This is a genomic window from Pseudodesulfovibrio cashew (assembly GCF_009762795.1).
GTDB lineage: Bacteria > Desulfobacterota > Desulfovibrionia > Desulfovibrionales > Desulfovibrionaceae > Pseudodesulfovibrio > Pseudodesulfovibrio cashew.
The window spans coordinates 3330111-3352604 of sequence record NZ_CP046400.1; the positions used below are offsets into that span (position 1 = coordinate 3330111).

Annotated in this window: 22 protein-coding genes and 1 tRNA gene; 18 read left to right on the plus strand and 5 right to left on the minus strand. The window is 53.3% G+C overall.

The features are described 5' to 3' along the window. Positions 1–26: 26 nt before the first annotated feature. The 5 genes from GM415_RS15240 to GM415_RS15260 all read right to left on the minus strand — a co-directional run bounded on the left by GM415_RS15240 (position 27) and on the right by GM415_RS15260 (position 7480). Entirely contained in the window at positions 27–3002 is a 2976-nt protein-coding gene (locus GM415_RS15240; RefSeq protein ID WP_158949672.1) for a chemotaxis protein CheA, read from the minus strand. Positions 3003–3084: 82 nt separating this feature from the next. Next, a complete protein-coding gene (locus tag GM415_RS15245; protein WP_158949674.1) occupies positions 3085–3453 on the minus strand; it encodes a response regulator in 369 nt (122 codons plus the stop codon). Between the two features lie 94 nt (positions 3454–3547). Then, positions 3548–4423, minus strand: coding sequence for a CheR family methyltransferase (locus GM415_RS15250; protein WP_158949676.1), 876 nt, complete (start codon positions 4421–4423; stop codon positions 3548–3550). A gap of 8 nt (positions 4424–4431) precedes the next feature. After that, the gene (locus GM415_RS15255; RefSeq protein WP_158949678.1) at positions 4432–6369 is read right to left on the minus strand and encodes a HEAT repeat domain-containing protein; all 1938 of its coding nucleotides are present in this window, start codon (positions 6367–6369) and stop codon (positions 4432–4434) included. Between the two features lie 43 nt (positions 6370–6412). Continuing rightward, positions 6413–7480, minus strand: coding sequence for a protein-glutamate methylesterase/protein-glutamine glutaminase (locus GM415_RS15260; protein WP_158949680.1), 1068 nt, complete (start codon positions 7478–7480; stop codon positions 6413–6415). Between the two features lie 236 nt (positions 7481–7716). Between GM415_RS15260 and GM415_RS15265 the strand changes: the two genes are divergently transcribed. The 18 genes from GM415_RS15265 to GM415_RS15350 all read left to right on the plus strand — a co-directional run bounded on the left by GM415_RS15265 (position 7717) and on the right by GM415_RS15350 (position 22478). Beyond that, positions 7717–7793 (plus strand) — tRNA-Pro (locus tag GM415_RS15265). Between the two features lie 333 nt (positions 7794–8126). Beyond that, on the plus strand, positions 8127–8462 hold the full coding sequence (locus tag GM415_RS15270) for a hypothetical protein (RefSeq protein ID WP_158949682.1): 336 nt from the start codon (positions 8127–8129) through the stop codon (positions 8460–8462). Positions 8463–8473: 11 nt separating this feature from the next. Then, on the plus strand, positions 8474–8845 hold the full coding sequence (locus tag GM415_RS15275) for a hypothetical protein (RefSeq protein ID WP_158949684.1): 372 nt from the start codon (positions 8474–8476) through the stop codon (positions 8843–8845). Beyond that, positions 8811–9014, plus strand: coding sequence for a hypothetical protein (locus GM415_RS15280; protein WP_158949686.1), 204 nt, complete (start codon positions 8811–8813; stop codon positions 9012–9014). Before GM415_RS15275 ends, GM415_RS15280 begins: the two co-directional genes overlap by 35 nt. 9 nt (positions 9015–9023) lie before the next feature. Beyond that, the gene (locus GM415_RS15285; RefSeq protein WP_158949688.1) at positions 9024–9896 is read left to right on the plus strand and encodes a hypothetical protein; all 873 of its coding nucleotides are present in this window, start codon (positions 9024–9026) and stop codon (positions 9894–9896) included. 290 nt (positions 9897–10186) lie between these two features. Then, complete coding sequence (locus GM415_RS15290; protein WP_158949690.1) at positions 10187–10546, plus strand: hypothetical protein; 360 nt, start codon at positions 10187–10189, stop codon at positions 10544–10546. 45 nt (positions 10547–10591) lie between these two features. Further along, the gene (locus GM415_RS15295; RefSeq protein ID WP_158949692.1) at positions 10592–10903 is read left to right on the plus strand and encodes a hypothetical protein; all 312 of its coding nucleotides are present in this window, start codon (positions 10592–10594) and stop codon (positions 10901–10903) included. A gap of 63 nt (positions 10904–10966) precedes the next feature. Further along, a complete protein-coding gene (locus tag GM415_RS15300; protein WP_158949694.1) occupies positions 10967–11608 on the plus strand; it encodes a hypothetical protein in 642 nt (213 codons plus the stop codon). Between the two features lie 168 nt (positions 11609–11776). Beyond that, entirely contained in the window at positions 11777–12349 is a 573-nt protein-coding gene (locus GM415_RS15305) for a NapC/NirT family cytochrome c (protein WP_158949696.1), read from the plus strand. Between the two features lie 194 nt (positions 12350–12543). Beyond that, a complete protein-coding gene (locus GM415_RS15310) occupies positions 12544–13740 on the plus strand; it encodes a multiheme c-type cytochrome (protein WP_242012271.1) in 1197 nt (398 codons plus the stop codon). Between the two features lie 651 nt (positions 13741–14391). Further along, positions 14392–16053: a hydroxylamine reductase gene (hcp, locus tag GM415_RS15315; RefSeq protein WP_158949700.1), complete on the plus strand. Its 1662-nt coding sequence runs from the start codon at positions 14392–14394 to the stop codon at positions 16051–16053. A gap of 114 nt (positions 16054–16167) precedes the next feature. Then, positions 16168–16761: a CBS domain-containing protein gene (locus tag GM415_RS15320; RefSeq protein ID WP_158949702.1), complete on the plus strand. Its 594-nt coding sequence runs from the start codon at positions 16168–16170 to the stop codon at positions 16759–16761. Positions 16762–16764: 3 nt separating this feature from the next. Next, positions 16765–17301, plus strand: coding sequence for an HPP family protein (locus GM415_RS15325; RefSeq protein ID WP_066802619.1), 537 nt, complete (start codon positions 16765–16767; stop codon positions 17299–17301). Between the two features lie 57 nt (positions 17302–17358). Next, positions 17359–18546 carry an anaerobic nitric oxide reductase flavorubredoxin gene (locus GM415_RS15330; protein ID WP_158949704.1) on the plus strand — a complete coding sequence of 396 codons (1188 nt, stop codon included), beginning with the start codon at positions 17359–17361 and terminating at the stop codon, positions 18544–18546. Between the two features lie 17 nt (positions 18547–18563). Beyond that, a complete protein-coding gene (locus GM415_RS15335; protein ID WP_158949706.1) occupies positions 18564–18893 on the plus strand; it encodes a cupin domain-containing protein in 330 nt (109 codons plus the stop codon). A gap of 450 nt (positions 18894–19343) precedes the next feature. Next, complete coding sequence (locus GM415_RS18260) at positions 19344–19574, plus strand: YHS domain-containing protein (protein ID WP_158949708.1); 231 nt, start codon at positions 19344–19346, stop codon at positions 19572–19574. A gap of 52 nt (positions 19575–19626) precedes the next feature. Further along, the gene (locus tag GM415_RS15345) at positions 19627–19902 is read left to right on the plus strand and encodes an SHOCT domain-containing protein (protein WP_199244303.1); all 276 of its coding nucleotides are present in this window, start codon (positions 19627–19629) and stop codon (positions 19900–19902) included. A 128-nt stretch (positions 19903–20030) separates the two neighbouring features. Continuing rightward, positions 20031–22478 carry a heavy metal translocating P-type ATPase gene (locus GM415_RS15350; RefSeq protein WP_158949710.1) on the plus strand — a complete coding sequence of 816 codons (2448 nt, stop codon included), beginning with the start codon at positions 20031–20033 and terminating at the stop codon, positions 22476–22478. Positions 22479–22494: the final 16 nt, after the last annotated feature.

Here is a 22494-nt window from a genome sequence, read left to right on the forward strand (position 1 = left end):
ATCCCGGCCTTTTAATATTCGTGCTTCTAGGATTGTTTGGGCGCGGGCAGGCCTGCACCTATAGTCGCGGCTTCCTGCTTTCTGCCAAGCTGAGTGGACAGGGCGTAGATCTCATGCGGATCGAGAATCAGAACCACCGAGCCATCGCCCATGATGGTCGCGCCGGACAGCCCCTTGAGATTGAAGTTGTTCAAATACTGGCCAAGAGGCTTGATGACAATCTCCTGCCTCTCCAGCAGCCGGTCCACGACCAAGCCCAGACGGCGATCGTTGTCATGAATGACGACCATGGGCAACACTTGCCGTTGATCCATGGTCTGGGCCAGGCCAAGCAGCTCGGACAACTCCACGATACCAAGAACTTCGCCGCGCAGGGTCACGGCCTTGCGCTTGTTGACGTCGGAGAGCTTCTCCACCTCGATCTTGGTGGTCTCCGAGACCGCGTCCAGAGGGATGGCAAAGGTATCGCCCGCCACCTGGACCATTAGAGCATCGATAATGGCCAGAGTCAGTGGCAGGGTCAAAGTGAGCTTGGTCCCCTTGCCCACTTCGGACTGGGTGTGAACGCTGCCCTTGAGATTCTTGATGTTGGTTTTGACCACATCCATACCCACGCCTCGTCCCGAGATATCTGTGACCTTCTCGGCGGAAGAAAAACCGGGGGCAAAGATGAGATCCAAGGCCTCGCGATCATCCATCTGGTTGGCTTCCTCAGGGGTGAGAATGCCCTTGCGGATGGCCACGGCCTTGAGCTTTTCCGGATCCATGCCACGCCCGTCGTCCTCGACCTCGATGGCAACGGAGTTGCCCTTGTGATAGGCCCGCAGCCAGACATGCCCTTTGGGCTTCTTGCCTGCGGCGATACGCTCCTGCTCATCTTCGAGACCGTGGTCCACGGCGTTCCTGACCAGGTGGACCAGGGGATCGCCGATCTCCTCGACCACGGACTTGTCAAATTCGGTCTCCTCGCCTTCCATGATCAGTTCCACCTGCTTGCCGGACTTGCGGCTGAGGTCGCGTACCAAGCGCGGGAAACGTGAAAAGACTGACTGAACGGGCACCATGCGCACCTTCATGATGGTGTCCTGCAGATCGTCGGAAATTCGCGCCATGGCGTAGGTGGTTTCCGTGAGCTGCTGGGCCACAACATGCACTTCCTCGTGCCCCTCTTCCAAAGCACGGGCGAGCATGGCGTAGCGGTTGCGGTTGATGATCAACTCGCCGATCACGTTCATCAGGTGATCCAGCTTGTGATGGTCAACGCGGATAGTGCTCGATGCCTTGGGCTTTGCCGGAGGCTGATTTCCGGAACTTCCCCGGCTTGCCGTCGGCGCAGCCTGCGCGGCGGGCTTGGGAGCGGGCTTTGACTCTGTCTTCGGCACGGGTGGCGCGGTAGGTTTCGGAGCAGGCGCAGCCTTGGGCTGAGCGACCGCCTTCTTCTCTGGAGCGGGCTCGGCCTTGGGAGCGGGCTCGGCCTTGGGAGTTGATTCGACTTTGGGAGCGGCGGCGGGGACCTTGACGTCTACAGTCGGGTCTTCCATCGGCTCACCGGAAATCTCCTCGACCTTCTTGAGAATCATATCCTTGAGAATGGCGAATTCCTGATCCAGAATGTCCAACATCAGGGAGAAATCCATATTCGATTTCCTGCCCTGGTCCACCAGGCCCACGTTGCGGCCGGCATACTCCTTTATTTCGTCGAGCCCCATGTACCCGGTGGAGTTATGAATGGTCTGGAAAGTCCTGAACAGCGCGTCCACGATATCCCGCTGGCCGGGATCTTCACGAAGCATCTTCAAGGCCACGACTGCGCTTTCAAGCTGCTGGCCGATGGTCATCACAAACAAGGAAATATCCTCAGGATCGTACTCGGACACTGCGGCACCTGCTGATGCAACGGAATCTGCCGGCTCTTTCGCAACCTCTTCAGCCGGTTCCTCTTCTATTTCGGCCTGTTCGGACACGCCGACGTTTTCCCTTTCGCTGGCCAGGTAATCGCGAACCTCGGCCACATCACCCTCTTCGGTGACCCGTTGGAGCAATTGGACCATAATGCTGGTATCCAGCGGCGTGACCCGATTTGTCTCCAGATCCACCTTGCCCACCAGGTCCTCAATCAGGTCCACTGCGGATAAAAGCAGGTCGATGATGCCCTGACCGCACTCCATTTCCCCCTTGCGGACCTTGTTGAGCAAAGTTTCGGCCTCATGGGTCAACGCATTGAGTTCCCTGAACCCGATGATGCCGCTATTGCCTTTGAGATTATGGAAATAGCGGAAAGTGTCGTTTATCATCTCCTCGCTGTCGTCCGGGCCTCCTTCCAGAGTCAGCAAACAACGATTGAGATTCTCGATAATCTCGTGCGCCTCCTCGAGGAAATCGGCAAGGTGCCCCTCCCCGACTGTCGTCAGTCCATACGGAGTGTCATCGAAATTCGGATCCGGCTGCGGTGTATAGGATGATGTCATGGTTTTCTCCTCCCTCTCCGCTGCGGGCGGAACGGGCGCGGTGTCGATTTCGGCCTGTGCTTCGGCTTCCGGTTCAGGGGCGGCAACGGGGGCTACTTCATCCACTGACTCGACCTCAGGCGGAGCGACGAGAGCTGGTTCGCCTGACAGGACCGCCTCTATCTGGTCAAGAATGGGCTCGGTATCGACGTCCCCCTCAACACCATTGTTCTCCAAGTTGTCGACCATGGTCCTCAAGGCGTCCGTGGCGGAAAGGATCAAATCCATGATCTCTTCCGTAACGCGCATGGAGCCTTGGCGAAGCTCATCGAGAATATTTTCCGCCTTATGCGCCAACTTGTTGATTTTATTCAATCCAAGAAATCCAGATGCCCCCTTGAGGGAGTGCATCGGACGGAAGATCTCATTGAGTAGTCCAAGATTATCCGGGGACTTCTCCAACTCGAGCAGATTGGGCTCAATGGTTTCCAAATGCTCTTTGGCTTCAATGAAAAAGTCGGCTAAGATTTCCGAATCAAGAAATTCCTGGCTCATTCGATGCCCTTATGTTTTGACGTCAGGCCCCTTGCGGACCGAACAACGCGGGATTCATGCCCGCTGCCTCCTCATCAAGGAATCAGCCGAGCAGCATCTTTACGTTGCGCACCAACTTTTCAGGCTGCGCAGGTTTGACCATGTACAGATTGGCGCCGACGGTCAAGCCCGTCGCAATATCCTTGTCCTGCCCCTCGGTGGAAAGTACGACAATGGGGATGTCGCGATAAGCCTCCTGCTCCCGCACGGTCTTGATGAAGGTCAAACCGTCCATGCGCGGCATGTTCACATCGGAAACAATGAGATCCACCTGCTCTGCGCTGTATAATTTTTCCAGTCCGTCCAGTCCGTCTTCCGCCGAAGTGACCCTGAATCCTTCCTTCTTCATGATGAAGGCCACCAGATTCCGAACCGTCTTGGAATCATCAACAATGAGAATATGCTTGGCCATGACTTCTCGCTTCCTCCAAAACTTGTGTAAAAAAACAATTATGCCGCACGGGGCATCCGCCCCGATACGCTTCCCCCCATTCAAGCCAGTTCCGCTATTCCTCCTTCTTGTAGACGATCGCTCCTGGATAGTGGATCGGCTTGAAGGCCCGGCTGATATTGTGCAACGACTCCGAATGGCCGATGATCAAATACCCTCCCGGCAGGAGATTGTCGTAGAATGACCCAATGACTCTTTTTTTCATTTCATCGTCAAAATATATTATCACATTGCGACAAAAAACGATCTGGGAACGCTCCACCAACCGGGTTTGCGCCCGGTCCTTGAGATTGATGGGGCCGAAGTTGACGATCTTCTTGACCTCTTCCTTCAAGGTGTTGGTTCCTTTGTCCATGATAAAATACCGTTGCGCGATCTCCTTGGGCGTGGTGCGCAAGGTATAATCATTATATACACCACGGCGCGCCGTTTCCAAAACCCGTCCGGAAAGATCGTTGGCAGAGATTTTGATGTCCCATTGCCCCACCTCGGCCTTGAGCATTTCATGAATGATCATGGAGATGGTATAAGGCTCCTCCCCGGTGGAACAACCGGCGGACCAGATCCGCAGCTTCCTTCCCTTGCTGCGGCATCCCTCAAGCACCTCCGGCAGGACCTGCTCTTGAAACACCTGCAACTGCGGTGGGTTGCGATAGAAACTTGTCTCATTAGTCGTGATGACCTCGAACAGTTTCTTCAATTCCTGATCCTTGCCCGCATCGTACCGCAGGTAATTGTAATACTCCTCGAAATTACGCAGCTTGAGTTTCTTCAACCGGTTGCCAAGCCGATTCTCCAACAAATACTTGCGGTTGTCTGCGACATATATCCCGCATTGATCATAAATGAAATCCCGCAGGCTCAAGAACTCCTGTTCAGTTATCTTGAGTTCCTTGCCAAGGGAAATAGTCTTGGAAAAAAGCGACGACATGTACCCTATTACTCCTGGGATTCCTGCAAAGCGGTAATGGCGTTTTCCGCCGCACTGACCAATTCATATTCATCGCTGTCCGCCAAATCGAGCAAAGCCCGGAAAGCCGCCGTTCCGCCGATGTGACCAAGGGCCTCGATGACCTTCAGGACCATGAAGCGGTTCGGATTCGCCAGCAACTCGATGAGTCTCGCGGTAGCCTGTTCATCCCGGTATTCGCCCAGGGCGTCTATAGCCCGTATCTTGACCCAGTCGTCGGGATCGTCCAGGGCACCAATAAGATAGGGAAGAAATTCCGGAGCCTTGCATTGCCCAAAAATTTCGACCACGGTCATCCTGACGTCCTTGCTTTCGTCCCCGATCATGGAGATGACCAAAGGCTTCCACTCTTCGCTGACGTCGCAAATGGTGACAAGTGACTCCACGGCCACCTTGCGGATATCGGGAATCTCGTCTTTCAGCCCATGCTTGATGTGTTCCAGATTCTCAAGCACGCCGACCTTGCCCAGGGCGTATACGGCCATAAGCCGCGACATGGGGTCTTCGCTCCCGGCCATTTCCTTGAACCGGTCGCGGATCTCCGGACTGTCTATGGCGATGCAGGCCTCCAGAGCGGCCTCCTTCACGTCGTCATACTGATGGGAAAGGAGGGGAAAAATCCTGTCTGCCACTTCGGCTAGCCGTAGCCTTTCACCCAGCATGTAAACCGCGCTCTTGAGCACGGTGCCGTCCCGGTGTTCCTCCAGGATGCGGATAAAGAAATCCTTGGCTTCGATGTTACCGCGCTCGGCGGCAACGGTGACGATCTGCCGCTGGATGGGCAGCCCCACCTGCCAGAAAGCGTCCATGAGCACCTTGCATACCTGATGCTCGCCGTCACAATGGTCCGGAGAAATCTGGGCCAGAGCCTGGACGGCAGCCCTCGCCACGTCCTGATCCTCGCCAAGGACTCCCTCCTCCAGGGCGTTGGTCATGCCAATCCTTGCAAGGGCGTCGATTGACGCACCATAGCGTTCATGGTCGCCGTCCGGATCAAGCCCGCCGGCAATTCGGAGAATGCCCTCGGAAGCCTTTTCCCCGCCCACGTACGCCAGGCCATTGATGGCCGCATCCTGAATTTCGACATCCTCATCCTCAAGCGCCACCAGCAGATACTGACGGAACCGCTCGCGCTCCTCGGCACTAAGCAGCGTGAGGGACTTGCCTCCAAGAATTCTGACCACGGCCTTGACGATCTTGTTGCGCAATGCAGTGTGGGAGCCCTCCATGCGACGGAGCAGCATGGTCACGGCCTTGACGTTGCCCAGCTCTCCAAGGGCGTCGATGATCATGGAGGCGACCAGGTCCGAAGCCTTGTCCAGGGCCTTGACCATGGCATCAACCGAGCTGGAATGGCCAATTTTGGTCAACGCCTCAATGACGGAATACTGGACCCACTCTTCATCTTCTATGGCCTTGTTCAGGCAAGTGGCGGCTTCCGGCTTCCCCAATTCCCCGAGGCTGACGGCAGCCTGATACCTGACGTTCACCTCCGGGTCCTTGAGCAGCGCCTCGCACAACGGCTGGACGGCCAGAGCGGTGTCACTGGAGCCGAGAATGTCGGCAACAAAAATTCGGATGTCCGGATCATCGTCATGAATGAGCTCGATAAGGGAAGGCAAATCCTGGCTACCGACCTCGCGCAGGATGTCCATGGACAGGTTGCGAACCGGTGCTTCATCCGATCGCAGCAGAGGCAGGACCGCACGCACGGTTTCCTTGCCTCCGATCTTTCGCAGGGAGCTGTCCGCCGCTTCCTGAATGCCCAGATGGTTGGTCGTCAACAATGCGGCCAGGGCGTCCACCGCCTCCACGCAATTGTCTTCTCCCGCCCTGAAAGCACTGTCGCGCACGACTTCCTTATCGTCGCTTTTCAGCAGAGCTAGGTACTCGGTACATTGTGCCATTTGGTTCTCTTCCCCCATACCGTAGTGTTTCCTGCCGGTGTCACTACATGTAAAGATTGGACAGAATGGTTTCCGCCAGATCATCCAGATCCACGACGGCATCCGCCAGATTCTCGTCGACGATGGCCTTGGGCATGCCGTAGACCACGCAGGTGGAGTCGCTTTGCGCCAACGCCCTGCCGCCCTTGGCCTTGAGAGCCCGAATTCCCTCGCAACCGTCATTGCCCATGCCGGTAAGAATGACCCCGAGGGCACGCTTGCCCACAGCCTCGGCCACGGAACTGATGAGCACGTTCGCCGACGGTTTGTAAAGCTCCCCGGCGGGCTCGTCGGTCACCACCACGTCGATACGGCTGATTTTCTGGTCCAGCACCACATGCCTGCCGCCGGGAGCGACGAACACGCAGCCGGGCCTGAGCACGTCGCCGGGCTCGGCTTCCTTGACCGAAAGCTTGCTGACGGAGTTGAGGCGCTGGGCAAAAGGCCCGGTGAAGGCTGCCGGCATATGTTGGGCAATCACGATGCCTGCCGGAAAGTCCTCGGGGAGCGAAGACAGAATCTGCTGCACCACGGGCGGACCTCCGGTGGAAACGCCGATAGCTACCACGTCCCGCTTTGGCCTTCCCGTCCTCGTAGGCATTGGCCTCTTTGCCGGGGCCGGAGACGGAGCCTGGGGCTTGGCCACGGCGTGACGTACAGGCGCTCGATGACGCAGCTTGCGCAAGGCGACCGCCTTCACCTTGGCTATGAGGTCCTTTTCAATCTTGATGATGTCCAAAGAGACCTTGGAAAGTTGTTTGGGAATGAAATCAACGGCCCCGAGCTCCATGGCCTTGAGCGTGGCCTCTGCTCCTTCGGTGGTCAGGGAGCTGACCATGAGCACCGGCCTCGGCGACTCCATCATGATGTGCCTCAGAGCGGTCAACCCGTCCATCCGGGGCATCTCTATATCCATGGTAACCACGTCCGGATCGAGCTTGCGCACCAGATCCAGGCCTTCCCGGCCATCCCTCGCCGTGCCTACGACGTTGATTCCAGGATCTTTTTCCAGCATGGTGCCGATGGCCTTCCGCATGAAGGCCGAGTCATCCACGACAAGAACTTTGATCACGTATTGGGCTCCTTGTTCCAGCTAAACGGCATCCGCCAAGCCGTTCTACAGGCCGGATTCACCCGGCCACAAGCGGTAAACATACGCATCCCTCCCCGACAGGGAAAGACCTATTTTCCGCAATTTCCGTGAAAATATAGGTGTATTTAGCCGCTTTGTCCATGGCATTAGAATAAAGGCTCAACTTTTGCCTTGCCTTTTAATCTCCCGTGGGCTAAACACCCCTCTCACGCAATCGGGATGTGGCTCAGTCTGGTAGAGCGCTGCGTTCGGGACGCAGAGATCGGAGGTTCAAATCCTCTCATCCCGACCAGACATTACAGGCACTTACGGCAAAAGCTGTAAGTGCCCTTTTCTTTTATCCTACACTTTTATCCGACAAGCACGTCGGATATATCCCGCTATGTACCACTCTTGGTCCACCACCATTTTTTCTTTTTCATTCCCTTTCCGGCCGAGATGACCCGAGTCCTCCACCAAGTCTCCCTCCCATGCCCCAAGCCTCCCACCGCAACCTCCCGAAACCACAGAGAAGAGTCTAACCTCTTTTTTTTGTTTCTTTTTACTCGTTGACGCCTAACAGAATCGAGCTATGATTTCGATTCGTTGGCCGTTCTGGCCGGTAACCGCAAACGACGGGGGTTTGATGCGGATTCAAGACCTTCTGGTCAGACAATTGGTCGATATACTCGAGGACGAGGAGCGGCAGGAGGTCGTCGAACACCTCACTGACACGAGTCCGTATTGGTATCTGTGGGTCAGCGACGTGATCATGTGTAAGGGGGCTGTTTTTCATCATGTTTTTGTCCGCGAAGTCCCTGGCGGCGGCTACGAGGGATACGTCTACCGCGGTTTCGACGTTGTCGAACCGATCCTGGAGACCGGACTCGTTTTCGACGCCGAGGCTGCGGCTAGGCAGTGGCAGGAGATCGTCGACAGTCCTGACACCGCGTTGTGTGTCGTTATTAACCGCGAATGCTAGGGGGTGATGGCGTGGAAATCAGCAGAAAAGACGTCGTTCTCGACGATGCCATATTTTCCGAGCTGGTAAGGGTAGGATCAATTGCGCAGTGTTCGATGTTCGATATTTTTGCAGGGATCCGGATTTATCTCGAGGAAAACGGCGAGGTCGTCGCAGAATTCCTCCCCGATGACGGTACGCTACATTACGTAACGTTCCGCCTTTGCGAGTGGTCTCCAGCAGAAGAGGCACCTGCAAAAATAGTCCGGGCTTATGAAGCCGCTCTGCGAAAGGCAGATTGCGGAGGTGGTGTTTACGACATTTTCACCGGCCAAAAAATCAATACTCCAAAACGAAAGGGGGAACTCGGTGAAAAACTCAGGCGAAGAATTGAGGCGCAGTGAATATGACGACCGGGATGAAGATCAGGATTTTGAAGGCCAAAAACGCTACATACAGAAACTTTTAGCAGATTTCGGCCTGGCAGTTGAAACTGTCGAAAACGACGACGGATCAGTGTCGTTCTACTTTTCTGACCCAGACGAACCGGGGCCGGACGACACGGAACAATGAGGAGTGAAAATGGAAGACAAGCTGACACGAAAATCACGCCGCCAAGGGGCGCTGGAGAACGGCGAAATCAACAAAGACGATGCGCACCAGCAGGAGATTCTTTGCTCATGGCCGGAGCTATTCTCCGTCCCCGAAGCCCTGGCATCAGAGATCAATCTCCGTTCCGGGTTCCTGCAAATCTCAACCCCGGGAATGCCGGTCAACGAGTTCGGACATGCGGTAAACGATCTCAAGCGCCACGGGCTTATCCCTGGCGGAATCCGGCCGCACCACTTGCTCTGGGATGGACAAAATATCGTCGACCTGATGCGCAAGCTCCGCGTCCTCCAGCTCCACGGCACCGTCCATTTTTATGATCTCCCAGGCTATGATCTTGGCCATCCTGCCGTCCTGACGACAGACGCGTCTTGCCAGTGTCTCCTCGACGACACAATCCACGGAAGACACATCTCCAAATATACAGGCCGCGTCGCATCGCTCGACTCTATCGAGCATTACGAGGCCATCGCGAAAAAATGTCTCCGTTCGCCGATCGTCACCCCAGCAACAGTCTACAAAGCCGGTTTCGAGATGACCGGCTTTGAAGCCCTCCCCGACCTGACCGAAGTACGCAAGCGGATCCCCGAAGACGGCCCAGCAACAATCAAAACACGCTGTGTCTACTGCGGCACTGCGGTCAAAGTTCGCGGGTACATGCAAGACCGGGAGCCGCATTACGAAGTCGATACGTCCCCGAGGTGTCCCCACCTCCGCCTCCTCGCCGGACAATTCCGGCTCGATGGACACGGCAGTCAGTTTTTCGATTTCCTTGTCGTCCGCCACGTCCGCGAACCAGACCGCAAGTCTCCCGCGTCACCCAAGTCTCCCAAGGCCGACGACTGATCCCCGTCAAGCCGTCAGCCCTCCTTTAGGCCCCCACTTCGGGGGCCTTTTCTTTTTCCATCTTCTTCCAACCTTTTTCCTTCCACTTTTTCAAACGCATAAAATCTTTTTTTTCGTGTTACCGTCTTTGGTCTTGTCCGAATCAACAAAACCCGGTCAGCGCCATGGGATTTTGCGTTTTGGTTATAGCGCAAAAAATATTGTTGTAAACAGTTGAAATTGCTCATTTTGGTATGAAATAACTAATGCATGGAGTGAGGCTGAACCCCGCAAAACAAGGAGATGAAGAAATGGGAAATGACAAGTTGAAGATGACGGCAGAGCAGTGCGCCAGTGCAGGTATCGCGCGCATCGAGGACGAGGCAAACGAACTCGCAATTGTGCCTGACAACCTGCCTGGAGGTTATGGGTGGGCGGTTTATAACTTCTCTGACTGGGACCTGATTTGCACTGCCCCGGGACACCTTACGGCTGAGGCGGCTGGTTACGCCGCAACCATGTGGCTGAAGGGTCGCGATACCGGATACGAGCAGGGAGAGGAATCTGGTGCCGATTCGGTGCGAAGAGGGATGCTCAAACTTCTTGGGTTCGACAAGGCAACCGTCAAGGTTCTCGACGACTACGGCGTTGCAAGGCCAACCAACATCTAGCTTTCAACGGCCCCGTGGGCGGCGGGGCCAACAAGGAGATAAATCATGGAAATCAAGAGCGACACAGATCTGGATATGACCGCCAGGGAGTTGGGGAACGGCTTCACTTCCGATGTTATCGGCGGTGCCATTGTAGCCGCTGGCACTGGCTCCGAATGGGAGTGGTTCTACATGCGGAAAAACGGCGACGATAGGTACGAGGAAACCCTCATCCTTCCCGGCGACCTCTCCATCCGCATGGCGAAGTTCATCATCCTCCAGTGGTTCGAGGGCTACGACTGTGGCCTCCAGGAAGGCGAGGCAATGGGCAAGGCCGAAGCCAAGCACAAGATGCAAATGGCGCTTGGCCGCATCTAACCACAACCCGTCCCCAGGAGGCAGGGGACGGCCCATAAAAACGGAAAACAAGGAGATAAAGAGATGGAACTGTCGAGGGAAATGATCAGGAATATTTTCAGGGCACCGGAAGCCTCCACCGACCGCCTTGTACGTGTCACCGTTCGACCGGATGTCAGGTTCCTAGACGGCCGAGGCCGAGAGAAGGATTGGTTGCCAGACGTCGATGAGGTCAAAACCTGGGCCTGTGTCGTTCACGGCCAGTGCTACGTGAGCAAGCACAATGGGGTGGTGTTATCAGGCCGGTCCCGGCCGATCGTCAACGACACGTGTCAGGATGGTGATCTTGCGACAGGGGCGCAGACAGTGCGCCTCGCGCCTGGCACTATCGTCCAGTCCGGAATATCAATCGTGTTGCGCAATGGTTTTCGGACTGTGACGGCGGTCGTCGGAATCGTTCCGGAACCTAACCCAATTCCCGCAGACAATGATTTCAGTGACGTGAATCTTTGGCCCCAGGACGCCGCCGTCAAGACGTCGGAAAGCCTCACGCACTTTGCGACGATCAAGGTCGAGGGGGTTGTGCAGTTGTCGCCAGAAGACGCGCGGTTGATCTCAAACTTTCGAGAAGATATTCGAATCCATGGCGAAAAGCATGTCCGAAAGGTATTGGATTTTGTGGCAAACCAAATAAGAAGAAGGATGGACAAGGCCCAACCAAAGTAAAGTCAGGGCCTTGTCCTGTGAAGTAAGAAGTTACTCCGGTCTGAATAATGGTCCCTGCGTCATCTCTTCCCAAAAAGCTCTACCCATTTCATGTTCAACCTGCTAGAGTCCTTAGCATCTCTGACCGGGGGCAAAGGTCAGAACAGGAATATACAACATGGAGGAGGTATGGATCGAAAAACGAAATCGATCTTGCTCATCGCTTTTGGAATCGTGATAGCATTCCCGATCTTTAGCATGACTTACTACACCATGGTGAGGACATCGACGCCTGCTTTTTGTGGCTCATGCCATGAAATCAGTCCTGCCGTTATGGCATGGAAATCGTCAACGCATGTCAATAATGGTCAAGGGTTTGTGGCAGACTGTATGGACTGTCATTTACCTGCACCACATGACACGTTTGACTTTTTTTATGCCAAAGCAGCTCACGGCCTCAAGGATGTCGTTGCCCACTTTACCGGTGGAGCGGAGACCTATGACCGTCAAGTCATGAAAGAGCATGTCTGGTCAACCATGAAAAATGACCAGTGCATGAAATGCCATCGCAACCTGCTGCATATGCCAGCGAAGCGGGGAGCAATGTTGGCGCATCGCAAAGTACTCTATGCCAACAATGGCGAGGAATACCGATGCACCGACTGTCACAGAGAATTGGTTCACAATGTCCGACAGTTCTACGACTACAAGCAGTTCAACGCTCCGTATCGAGCCAATGGCCTGCGAACTCTAGGGAAATAGGAGGGTTTGGAATGAGAAGAAACGTGATTATAACACTGGCTATCGCGATGACCGCCCTTTTCGCGACAGCGGCGGCAGCACAAAACTTCCCGAAGGTTCGGGAATTGCGCATGGATAGGGCAACTCCACCTCAGGGTGTTGCCTGTATCGAATGTCATAAACAGGAAACTCCGGGCATCTTTGCCGATTGGGCTATGAGTCGACACGCCTCGGCAGGTATCACCTGCCTTGACTGCCACCAGGCACAACCCGGCGATAAAGATATCGCAGTAGACCATGAAAAATATTACTCCAGAGGCGATATGCCCATGGGCGAGAAACAGTACTTTGTTCCCATCGCCTCTCCCGTCACCCCCAAAGACTGCTCCCGTTGCCATCCCGACGAGGCCAAGCAGTATTCCAAGAGCAAGCACGCCAACACGATTGAAGTCATGTGGAAGATCGACCCGTGGCTGAATCAGGGCATGAATTCCGACAATGAACGGAAGACCGGTTGCTACTACTGTCACGGAACGGTGCTCAAGATGAAAGATGGCAAGCTGGACCCGGCCACCTGGCCCAATGTCGGCGTCGGTCGTGTGAACCTGGATGGATCCCTTGGTAGCTGTACCAGTTGTCACACCCGTCACCGTTTCTCGGTGATGGAAGCACGCAAGCCCGAGACCTGCGGCCAGTGCCACCTGGGCCCGGATCATCCACAAATAGAGATCTTCAACGAATCCAAGCATGGCGACATCTACCAGGCCTTCAAGCACGAATACAACTTCGACTCCGCTCCCGGAGCATGGACTCCCGGTGTGGATTATCGCGCCCCGACTTGTGCGTCCTGTCATATGTCCGGTTCCGGCAAGCAGCCGACCACCCACGATGTGACCGAACGTCTTTCCTGGGAACTCCAGGCTCCCCTGACTGTTCGTCCGCAGGACTTCAAGCCGTTCCCGTCCGGCACGGATTGGAAAGTCGAGCGTGACAAGATGAAGGACATCTGCAAGCAGTGCCACGGCACCGCTTGGGTCGAGGATCATTACACCCAGACCGACAAGGCTGTGGAAGAGTATAACGAGAACTACTTCAAGCCTGCCAAGAAGATGCTTGATGATCTGTACACCAAGGGACTGCTCGACAAGTCCAAGTTCTTCGACGAACACCTTGAAGTCGAATACTATGAACTGTGGCACCACGAAGGCCGTCGCGCAAGAATGGGTTCTGCCATGATGGCCCCGGACTATGCATGGTGGCATGGGTTCTATGAGTGCAAGCACCGCTACAACAAGTTCATGGAAGAAGCGCGGCACCTCATTGAGACCAACACCAAGGCCTACAAGTACCCTGACTTCCCGAACACTGGTGGAGATACCACCAAGCCTGTGGAAGTTTTTGGCAAGCAGTAAGCCACCTAACCGTTACCAATATCAAGAGGGAGGGGCTTAAGCCACTCCCTCTTTTTTATATTCAGCACTTGGACCGATGATTTATTCCTTTAACGCCACTAACCGATTCCTATTGATGAGGTCATGTTTAGTAGATACGATGAGAGTGTTTTTGCTTGAGTTTAGAGACGCTACACTCTCACATTTTCAAACAGCACGGAAACCTATGCTTACCTATACCTTGATTGGCGTGTTGGCCTTTATAGCGGGCCTTGTTTTTGGAAGATATCTTTTGCCCTTTCCCCTATGGGATAGAGGGGGTTCCCTCGCCCGCCGAAATCGTAGGCAACCAGCCAACTTGAATCGCTTCAATTTTGACAAACAAAAAAAATACGAAAAAGAAGGCCGTAAATTTCCATTTTCATATTAATGAACTGTCGCCTGCCAAAAGGAAAGCATTCGACAACCACTCAGCAACGATTGATTTTTATAGAAGACTAGCTGGCTACAAGTGTTATTAATTGACCCAGGTCAAAGACAACTCCGACCAATGAAGCTAAACTATGCCCCAACAGACTTAATAACTCAGTGTGATAACGATTAGGATAGTAACGTATCTTTCCTACTCTATTGAGATTTTCAAGCGATAACCCTTAACGCGAGGAGACATGTATGTTCTGCTACCAATGTCAAGAAACGGCTAAAAACGCAGGTTGTACAATCAAAGGAATGTGCGGAAAGCCGGAGGAAACGGCCAATCTTCAAGATCTTCTGATTTTTGTCCTTAGAGGTATCGCCGTATATGGAGCAAAACTTAAGGAATTGGGACACCCGGACCGGACAAATGACGATTTCGTACTCCAAGGATTATTTGCAACCATCACCAACGCAAATTGGGATGATGTCCGTTTCGAAGGCATGATTGAAGAAGCCCTGAATCGCCGTGACGCGCTCAAAGCGAAATTCATGGATGCTTACAAGGCAAAAAATGGCAAAGAATATACAGACTCTCTGCCCGAGGCAGCGACATGGAGTGGGCCGGTTTCTTCCTTTGCGGAGAAAGCCAAAACCGTCGGCATCCAGGCCACGGAAGACGAAGATGTACGCTCCTTGCGAGAGTTCCTGATCATCGGCCTCAAGGGCGTGGCAGCCTATGCCGAACATGCCGCTGTACTTGGCTTCCGCAAGCCGGAAATCGATGACTTCATGCTTGAAGCACTGGCATCTACGACCAAAGATCTGTCTGTTGATGAAATGGTCGGCTTGGTTATGAAGGCTGGAGAAACCGCAGTCACAACGATGGCTCTGCTGGATGAGGCCAACACCACCACATACGGAAACCCGGAAATCACCGAAGTCAACATCGGTGTAGGCACTAAGCCCGGCATCCTCATCAGCGGCCATGACCTCAAGGACATGGAAGAGCTGCTCAAACAGACTGAGGGAACGGGCATCGACGTCTATACGCATGGCGAGATGCTCCCTGCCAACTACTATCCGGCCTTCAAGAAGTATGACCACTTCGTAGGCAACTATGGTGGTTCATGGTGGCATCAGAACACGGAATTCGAGGACTTCAATGGCCCAATCCTTCTGACCACCAACTGTCTCGTGCCGCTCAAGAAAAGCAACACCTACCTCGACCGTCTCTATACAACGGGCGTCGTGGGGTACGAAGGAGCCAAGCATATCGCCGAACGTCCTGAAGGCGGAGCCAAGGACTTTTCGGGGATCATTGCCCAGGCAAAGCAGTGTTCGCCCCCTACGGAACTCGAAAAGGGCACCATCGTCGGCGGCTTCGCGCATCATCAGGTCACCGCATTGGCCGACAAAGTCGTGGATGCCGTCAAGTCCGGTGCAATTAAACGATTCGTGGTCATGGCAGGTTGTGATGGACGCCAGAAGTCTCGCGAGTACTACACGGAAGTCGCAGAAAACCTTCCCAAAGACACGGTTATCCTGACCGCCGGATGTGCCAAGTTCCGCTATAACAAGCTGAACCTCGGGGACATCGGTGGCATCCCGCGTGTCCTCGATGCAGGTCAGTGTAATGACTCCTATTCTCTTGCCGTCATTGCCCTCAAGCTCAAGGAAATCTTTGAACTGGAAGACATCAACGACCTCCCGGTGTCCTACGACATCGCCTGGTACGAGCAAAAGGCAGTCGCGGTCCTTCTCGCCCTGCTCTTCCTGGGCGTCAAAGGCATCCGCCTGGGGCCGACTCTGCCTGGATTCCTGTCCCCCAATGTAGCCAAGGTCGTCATTGAGAAGTTCGACCTCAAACCCATCGGAACCGTTCAGGAAGACATCGCTGCCATGATGGCTGGCAAATAACATCAATAGCCCAGTGCCCGCCGGATTGCAGTTCGGCGGGCACTGCTTTTTCCTGACTTTCAAGTTGGCATGCACGATTCACCCCAATCCGTATGCAAAAATAAAAGAGCGATAATGAAAAAACAGTGTGATCCATTAGTGCTAACAGATGAAGACATCCTTGATGCCATGCAAGCCATGCAGGGCTATGTGGACATTACACCGGGGACGTTCAAAGAAATTTATTCGATATCGTATGATTTGGCTTTGAAAAGAATCAGATCATTGGGAAAAGCGGAAGAGATCATGACCGCGCCCGTTCATTGCCTGAACAAAGAAATGAGCCTCACAGAGGCGGCTTCTTTCATGGCCGAACACGGCATAAGTGGCGCTCCGGTTGTCGATGGCAAAGGGCTCGTCTGCGGGGTCATTTCTGAGAAAGACTTTCTCCGCAAAATGGGACTACCAACAACCGCAGGCATCATGTCCGTCGTTGGAGAATGTCTGACAGTCAACAAGTGCTTGGTTTCCGGCCTGCGAGGCCATTACGTCCATGAAATAATGAGCCAACCTCCCATATCCGCACGGGAGGAAACAACGCTGGCTGAAATCTCACAACTGTTCACGAACCATTCAATAAATCGAATCCCCATCTGCAATATGGATGGATCCCCCCTCGGAATCATAACGAGAAGCGATCTCGTCAGCTCCATGTGTCAAACGGTGTAATAGATGAATATTTTTGGAAAAATGAAAGGAACCACGCAGAGTCCTCCCAGAGTCGGAAGCTCAGAGGTAGTCTGGTCGTGGATAGGCGCCTTTCTCGGCATTGCGCTTGTGGGTTCATTTCAATCTTTGATTGTCGATAGCATTGACCGCAACCTTCTGATCGGTTCATTCGGAGCCACGGCAGTCCTCGTCTACGGAGCGATACGCAGCCCGTTGGCGCAGCCACGAAACGTCCTCGGCGGACATGTCCTCTCGGCGATAGTCGGTGTGCTGTCATTTCAGATAGCGGGGGACATCACCTGGCTGGCGGCGGCCCTGGCCGTATCTACCGCCATAGCGTTGATGCACGTAACCAAGACATTACACCCTCCGGGTGGTGCGACCGCGCTCATAGCCGTGATCGGCGGCGATTCGATCCACAACCTGGGATATTTTTATGCGCTGATTCCGGTTGGTCTCGGAGCGATTCTTCTCCTCGCAGTCGCATTAGTGGTCAACAATATGGCCGGTAAGCGGCGTTATCCCGAGTTCTGGCTTTAAATTGGCTAGCTTCAAAGCGAATACGCTTCAACCAATCACACCATAAAGGGGGATAAAATGAGTTTCAAACTGACAGAGAGCGTTACCTGGGTCGGTAAGATTGATTGGGAATTACAAAAATTCCATGGAGAGGAGTACTCAACTTTCAAAGGCTCTTCTTACAATTCATACCTCGTCCGAGATGAGAAAACAGTTCTGATCGACACGGTCTATGGCCCCTTTGGAAAGGAATTCGTCGCCAATCTGGAAAGAGAAATCGATTTGGACAAGATCGACTACATCGTCATGAACCACTGCGAGGTGGATCATAGCGGGGGGCTACCGGAACTCATGCGCCGCATACCGGACGTACCGATTTACTGTTCGGCCCAAGCGGTAAAAATACTGAAAGGCTACTACCACTCCGACTGGAATTTCCAGGTGGTCAAAACGGGAGACACTCTCTCCCTGGGAGAGAAAACCCTTTCCTTCATTTCAGCCCCGATGCTCCATTGGCCGGACTCCATGTTCACCTATATGGACAAGGAGAACGTCTTATTCAGCAACGACGCCTTTGGTCACCATCTCGCATCCGACCTAATGTACAACGATTTGGTCGATCAGGAAGAACTCATGAACGAATGCATAAAATATTATGCAAACATCCTCACGCCGTTCAGCAAGTTAGTGACAAAAAAGATCAACGAAGTGGTTGGGCTGGGATTGCCCGTTGACTTCATCTTCCCCAGCCATGGCATCATGTGGCGCGATAATCCTCTTCAGATCGTACAGAAATATCTGGAGTGGGCAGGCGATTATCAGGAAGATCAAATCACCATCATCTATGACACGATGTGGAACAGCACGCGGGACATGGCTGAAGCGATCGCTTCGGGCATCCGCCAGGCAAACAAAGACGTCGTCATCAAGATTCTCCATGTCGGGCAGCGCGACAAGAATGACATTCTTACGGAGATATTCCGCTCCAAAATGGTGGTAGCAGGTTGTTCGACCATCAACAAAGGCATTCTCTCCCACATGGCGGGCATGCTCGAAATGATCCACGGGCTTGCCTTCAAGAACAAGAAAGGAGCAGCCTTCGGCTCCTACGGCTGGTCGGGAGAGAGTGTCAAAATGATTTCTGACAGTCTTGAAAAAGCAGGAATAGAAGTGGTCACGGACGGATTGAAAACATTGTGGAAGCCTGACGAAGCGGGTCGCCGAGAATGCGAAGCATACGGTAGAAAACTCGCAGAGAACTTATAGCCTTGAAAGGAAATAATATGAGCAATACCAAGAAAGTTGGAGTCGCTTTTGAAATTGAGGGATCAATTCAGTATGCCGATGACTCTGTGGTCAGCCAGACTCTGCTCAACAAGGATACAGGAACAATCACACTCTTCGCCTTTGACGAAGGCCAGGGACTGAGCGAACACACAGCCCCGTTTGATGCAGTTGTCCACATCCTGGACGGACAGGCCCAGATCACCATTGGTGGGGAATCTCATGCAGTGAGCAAAGGCGAGATGATCATCATGCCTGCCAACATTCCTCATGCGCTTCATGCCGAGCAAAAGTTTAAGATGCTCCTGACTATGATTCGGGGAGAATAAAGCAATACAGTTTAGAATCAAATCGCAACCGCAATCCCTCCAGAATTGAAAGAGCCAATGAGTCCTTTCCTTTATAAAGGGCTCATTGGCCAATAAGTATACAAAAGGGGCTTATCCGACTTCTAGTTACTCGGATAGTCAATCCCCGCCAGCGCCCTCAGGAAGACAGAGTCTCACCACGCGGTATTCCCGTGGTAGATAGCCTTAATCCCAAGAACTTTGTCGAACACATCGGATACACCGAGTGGGCTTTCAGAAGGAAGTCCTAGTAAGGCTTCTTTGGTTACCATTTGGCACCCAATGTTCCGAGCCTCCTCTTTTCGTCACACCCGGTTGCGCCATCTGAGAATAAGTATTACATTTTAATAAAAGAGAACTCATTGTGTTGACGGTTGGAGGCACTCAGGCAAAGGATAATATACGACCAAACCTTGCAAAGGAGGCGCTTGTATGGGCGGATGTTGCGATCAAGGCTATAAGCCTAAGGAAGCGGAAAATGTTGCCAAGGATCCGGTCTGTGGAATGAAGGTGGATTGTGGGAAGAAGGATGCCCTCAAGATCAATCATGATGGTCAGGACATCTTTTTTTGTAGCACAGCCTGCATGACCAAGTTTATAAACGATCCTGGAGCCTATTGTAATCCAAAGAAGTCGCTATTCTGTTTTTTCAAGCGACACTAAACCTCAGGGGAGCAAGAAATCTTGTTCCCCTGCAAACTTATATGAGGTTACAATGAACACATTTCTTGCCAATACTGTTGCTCCTATGACCTCTAATGGTTCTGGGAACTGGGATGGACATATGATGAATACGCCCTTCGGTGGTCTAATGATGGTGCTTATTGTGGCCGCCATCGCTTATTTTGTATTCATAAGCATGAGAAGCTCTAACAGAAAGGATGGAAATGACTCCCCTCTGGAGATTTTGAAGCAGCGTTATGCCAGGGGGGAGATCGATAAGGAAACCTACGCTCGAATGAAGGAAGAAATCGAAAACGGGAAGCGATAGTGCGTAAAAAACGCACACATTGTCAGAGTAGGTCATATCTATTCTTTATTCCCCTTATTCGAAATAAGATGAGATTGTTTAATATTGTTGTCAGGAGCGGTTAATACAATACTCAGTCGGAGGCTGCCATGAGCGAATCTTATCATGATAAACGCGAGGAAAGCTCTCATTCAAACAACACAGATCCTGTCTGTGGAATGGATGTCAAAAACGATGAAAACGCGCTCAAGACGTCCATTGATGGAAAAGATTATTTCTTTTGCAGCGACCATTGTTTGAAAAAATTTACCGACAATCCCAATGAGTATATCGAGGAAAAGGCCACCCCCCTTGATCCCGAAGCTTCAACTCAAACGAATGGCTATATTTGTCCAATGCATCCTGAGGTTCGACAGAACAGTCCAGGATCATGTCCCAAGTGCGGAATGGCCCTTGAGGCAGAAATCCCTACGTCCAATGCTGTAAGATACACATGCCCTATGCATCCTGAGGTTATGCAGGACGGGCCAGGCAGTTGTCCGAAATGCGGCATGGCCTTGGAGCCAATGACCGTGGAGGCCGACGAAGAGAATCCCGAATATGACTTTATGCGAAAACGATTCTGGATTTCAGCATTATTCTGTATTCCTCTCGTCATAATAGCAATGCGCGACATGTTGCCGGGAGGGGAATATCTTGACCATCTGGCATCCAATGAAACGTATCACTGGTTAGAACTGGCATTGGCAACTCCCGTCGTTGCGTGGAGCGGATGGGTCTTTCACGTCCGGGCCATCCAATCCATAATGAACCGCAGCCTCAACATGTTCACCCTTATTGGCCTCGGAACTTCAGTGGCCTACATTTACAGCATCATTGCCGTACTATTCCCTGATATATTCCCCACATCTTTCCGCGATGAATCAGGAGCAGTCGGCGTGTATTTCGAAGCCTCTGCCGTCATCATCACTCTGGTCCTCCTCGGACAGATGCTTGAACTCAAAGCTCGGGGGCAGACCAGCGCTGCCATCAAGAGCCTTCTCGGGTTGGCCCCCAAAACCGCTCGTAAAGTATCCGATGACGGTACGGAAGAAGACGTTCCTTTGGAGGAGGTGCTTGTCGGTGACAAGCTACGAGTGCGCCCCGGAGAAAAGATACCGGTAGACGGCGTCGTGATTGACGGCAACAGCAATGTGGACGAATCGATGATTACTGGCGAACCACAACCAGTGGGCAAGACCTCGGGAGATAAGGTCGTAGGTGCTACTGTCAACGGCACAGGCTCGCTGGTCGTGGAGGCTGAAAAGGTGGGCGCTGATACACTTCTGTCCCAAATCGTCCATATGGTTTCCGAAGCCCAGCGAAGCCGTGCTCCTGTGCAAAAACTCGCCGACACTGTGGCCGGAATCTTCGTTCCGTTGGTCATCGGCGCGGCGGTAATAGCTTTCACAATCTTTGGAATTTGGGGACCAGCCCCCAAGATGGCGCACGCCATCATCGTGGCGGTATCCGTCCTTATCATTGCATGCCCGTGCGCCCTTGGACTGGCGACGCCCGTATCGATCATGGTCGCCATGGGAAAGGGGGCCTCCGCAGGCGTGCTGTTCAAAAACGCCGAAGCGATAGAGACATTCAAGCAAGTTGATACGCTGGTTGTCGATAAGACGGGAACCCTGACGGAAGGCAAACCAAAGCTGACCAAGATGGAAGTCATTGACGGTACGGATGAGAAAACATTTCTCTCTTTGGTAGGAAGCGTTGAACGCAACAGCGAACACCCCTTGGCTGAAGCCATTGCCACAGGAGCGAAACAACGTGGAGCTGCATTCAAGGAAGTTGAGGCATTCGAATCCGTAACCGGCAAGGGGGTCGGAGCCATCGTTGCAGGCCACAAGATTCTGTTGGGCAACAGCAGATTGATGGCTGACAACGATATCGACACTCGTGAGCTGACCCCAAAGGCCGAGACCTTGCGGAGCGAAGGGAGTACCGTCATGTTCGGTGCTGTGGATGGTAAGGCGACCGGCCTACTCTGCGTCGCAGATCCTATAAAAGAGACAACACCTCAGGCTATTGAAGCACTACATAATGAAGGACTGTACATCGTTATGTTGACAGGAGACACGGCCACGACAGCCCAGGCTGTCGCTTCCGAGCTTGGCCTTGATGACGTCATTGCGGAAGTCCTGCCAGACGGAAAGGCCGCAACGATAAAACGGCTTCAGGAAGAAGGTCGAACCGTTGCCATGGCTGGAGACGGTATCAACGATGCCCCCGCACTGGCGCAGGCTCATGTGGGGGTTGCCATGGGAACCGGGGCCGATGTCGCCATGGAAAGCGCAGGAGTCACTCTGGTCAAGGGTGACCTGAGAGGGATAGTCCGGGCCAGAAGGTTGAGCCAGGCGACCATGCGAAACATCAAGCAGAACTTGTTCTTCGCATTTATATACAACGCATTGGGCATCCCCATAGCGGGCGGTGCGCTTTTCCCAATGTTCGGCATTTTTCTCAATCCCATGATTGCGGCAGCTGCCATGAGCTTCAGTTCCGTTTCTGTGATCAGCAACGCTCTGCGTTTGCGTGGCGCAAAGCTTTAAAGAGCGAGATTCTGTC

What these genes read in the sequence shown, in the direction of transcription:
- GM415_RS15250 (WP_158949676.1), bottom strand. Translation starts at nt 4,423, where the DNA reads ATGTCGTCGCTTTTTTCCAAGACTATTTCCCTTGGCAAGGAACTCAAG.
- GM415_RS15270 (WP_158949682.1), top strand. Translation starts at nt 8,127, where the DNA reads ATGCGGATTCAAGACCTTCTGGTCAGACAATTGGTCGATATACTCGAG.
- GM415_RS15350 (WP_158949710.1), top strand. Translation starts at nt 20,031, where the DNA reads ATGAGCGAATCTTATCATGATAAACGCGAGGAAAGCTCTCATTCAAAC.
- GM415_RS15285 (WP_158949688.1), top strand. Translation starts at nt 9,024, where the DNA reads ATGGAAGACAAGCTGACACGAAAATCACGCCGCCAAGGGGCGCTGGAG.
- GM415_RS15240 (WP_158949672.1), bottom strand. Translation starts at nt 3,002, where the DNA reads ATGAGCCAGGAATTTCTTGATTCGGAAATCTTAGCCGACTTTTTCATT.
- GM415_RS15345 (WP_199244303.1), top strand. Translation starts at nt 19,627, where the DNA reads ATGAACACATTTCTTGCCAATACTGTTGCTCCTATGACCTCTAATGGT.
- GM415_RS15330 (WP_158949704.1), top strand. Translation starts at nt 17,359, where the DNA reads ATGAGTTTCAAACTGACAGAGAGCGTTACCTGGGTCGGTAAGATTGAT.
- GM415_RS15325 (WP_066802619.1), top strand. Translation starts at nt 16,765, where the DNA reads ATGAATATTTTTGGAAAAATGAAAGGAACCACGCAGAGTCCTCCCAGA.
- GM415_RS15305 (WP_158949696.1), top strand. Translation starts at nt 11,777, where the DNA reads ATGGATCGAAAAACGAAATCGATCTTGCTCATCGCTTTTGGAATCGTG.
- GM415_RS15300 (WP_158949694.1), top strand. Translation starts at nt 10,967, where the DNA reads ATGGAACTGTCGAGGGAAATGATCAGGAATATTTTCAGGGCACCGGAA.
- GM415_RS15335 (WP_158949706.1), top strand. Translation starts at nt 18,564, where the DNA reads ATGAGCAATACCAAGAAAGTTGGAGTCGCTTTTGAAATTGAGGGATCA.
- GM415_RS15255 (WP_158949678.1), bottom strand. Translation starts at nt 6,369, where the DNA reads ATGGCACAATGTACCGAGTACCTAGCTCTGCTGAAAAGCGACGATAAG.
- GM415_RS15290 (WP_158949690.1), top strand. Translation starts at nt 10,187, where the DNA reads ATGGGAAATGACAAGTTGAAGATGACGGCAGAGCAGTGCGCCAGTGCA.
- GM415_RS15320 (WP_158949702.1), top strand. Translation starts at nt 16,168, where the DNA reads ATGAAAAAACAGTGTGATCCATTAGTGCTAACAGATGAAGACATCCTT.
- GM415_RS18260 (WP_158949708.1), top strand. Translation starts at nt 19,344, where the DNA reads ATGGGCGGATGTTGCGATCAAGGCTATAAGCCTAAGGAAGCGGAAAAT.
- GM415_RS15295 (WP_158949692.1), top strand. Translation starts at nt 10,592, where the DNA reads ATGGAAATCAAGAGCGACACAGATCTGGATATGACCGCCAGGGAGTTG.
- GM415_RS15310 (WP_242012271.1), top strand. Translation starts at nt 12,544, where the DNA reads ATGAGTCGACACGCCTCGGCAGGTATCACCTGCCTTGACTGCCACCAG.
- GM415_RS15245 (WP_158949674.1), bottom strand. Translation starts at nt 3,453, where the DNA reads ATGGCCAAGCATATTCTCATTGTTGATGATTCCAAGACGGTTCGGAAT.
- hcp (WP_158949700.1), top strand. Translation starts at nt 14,392, where the DNA reads ATGTTCTGCTACCAATGTCAAGAAACGGCTAAAAACGCAGGTTGTACA.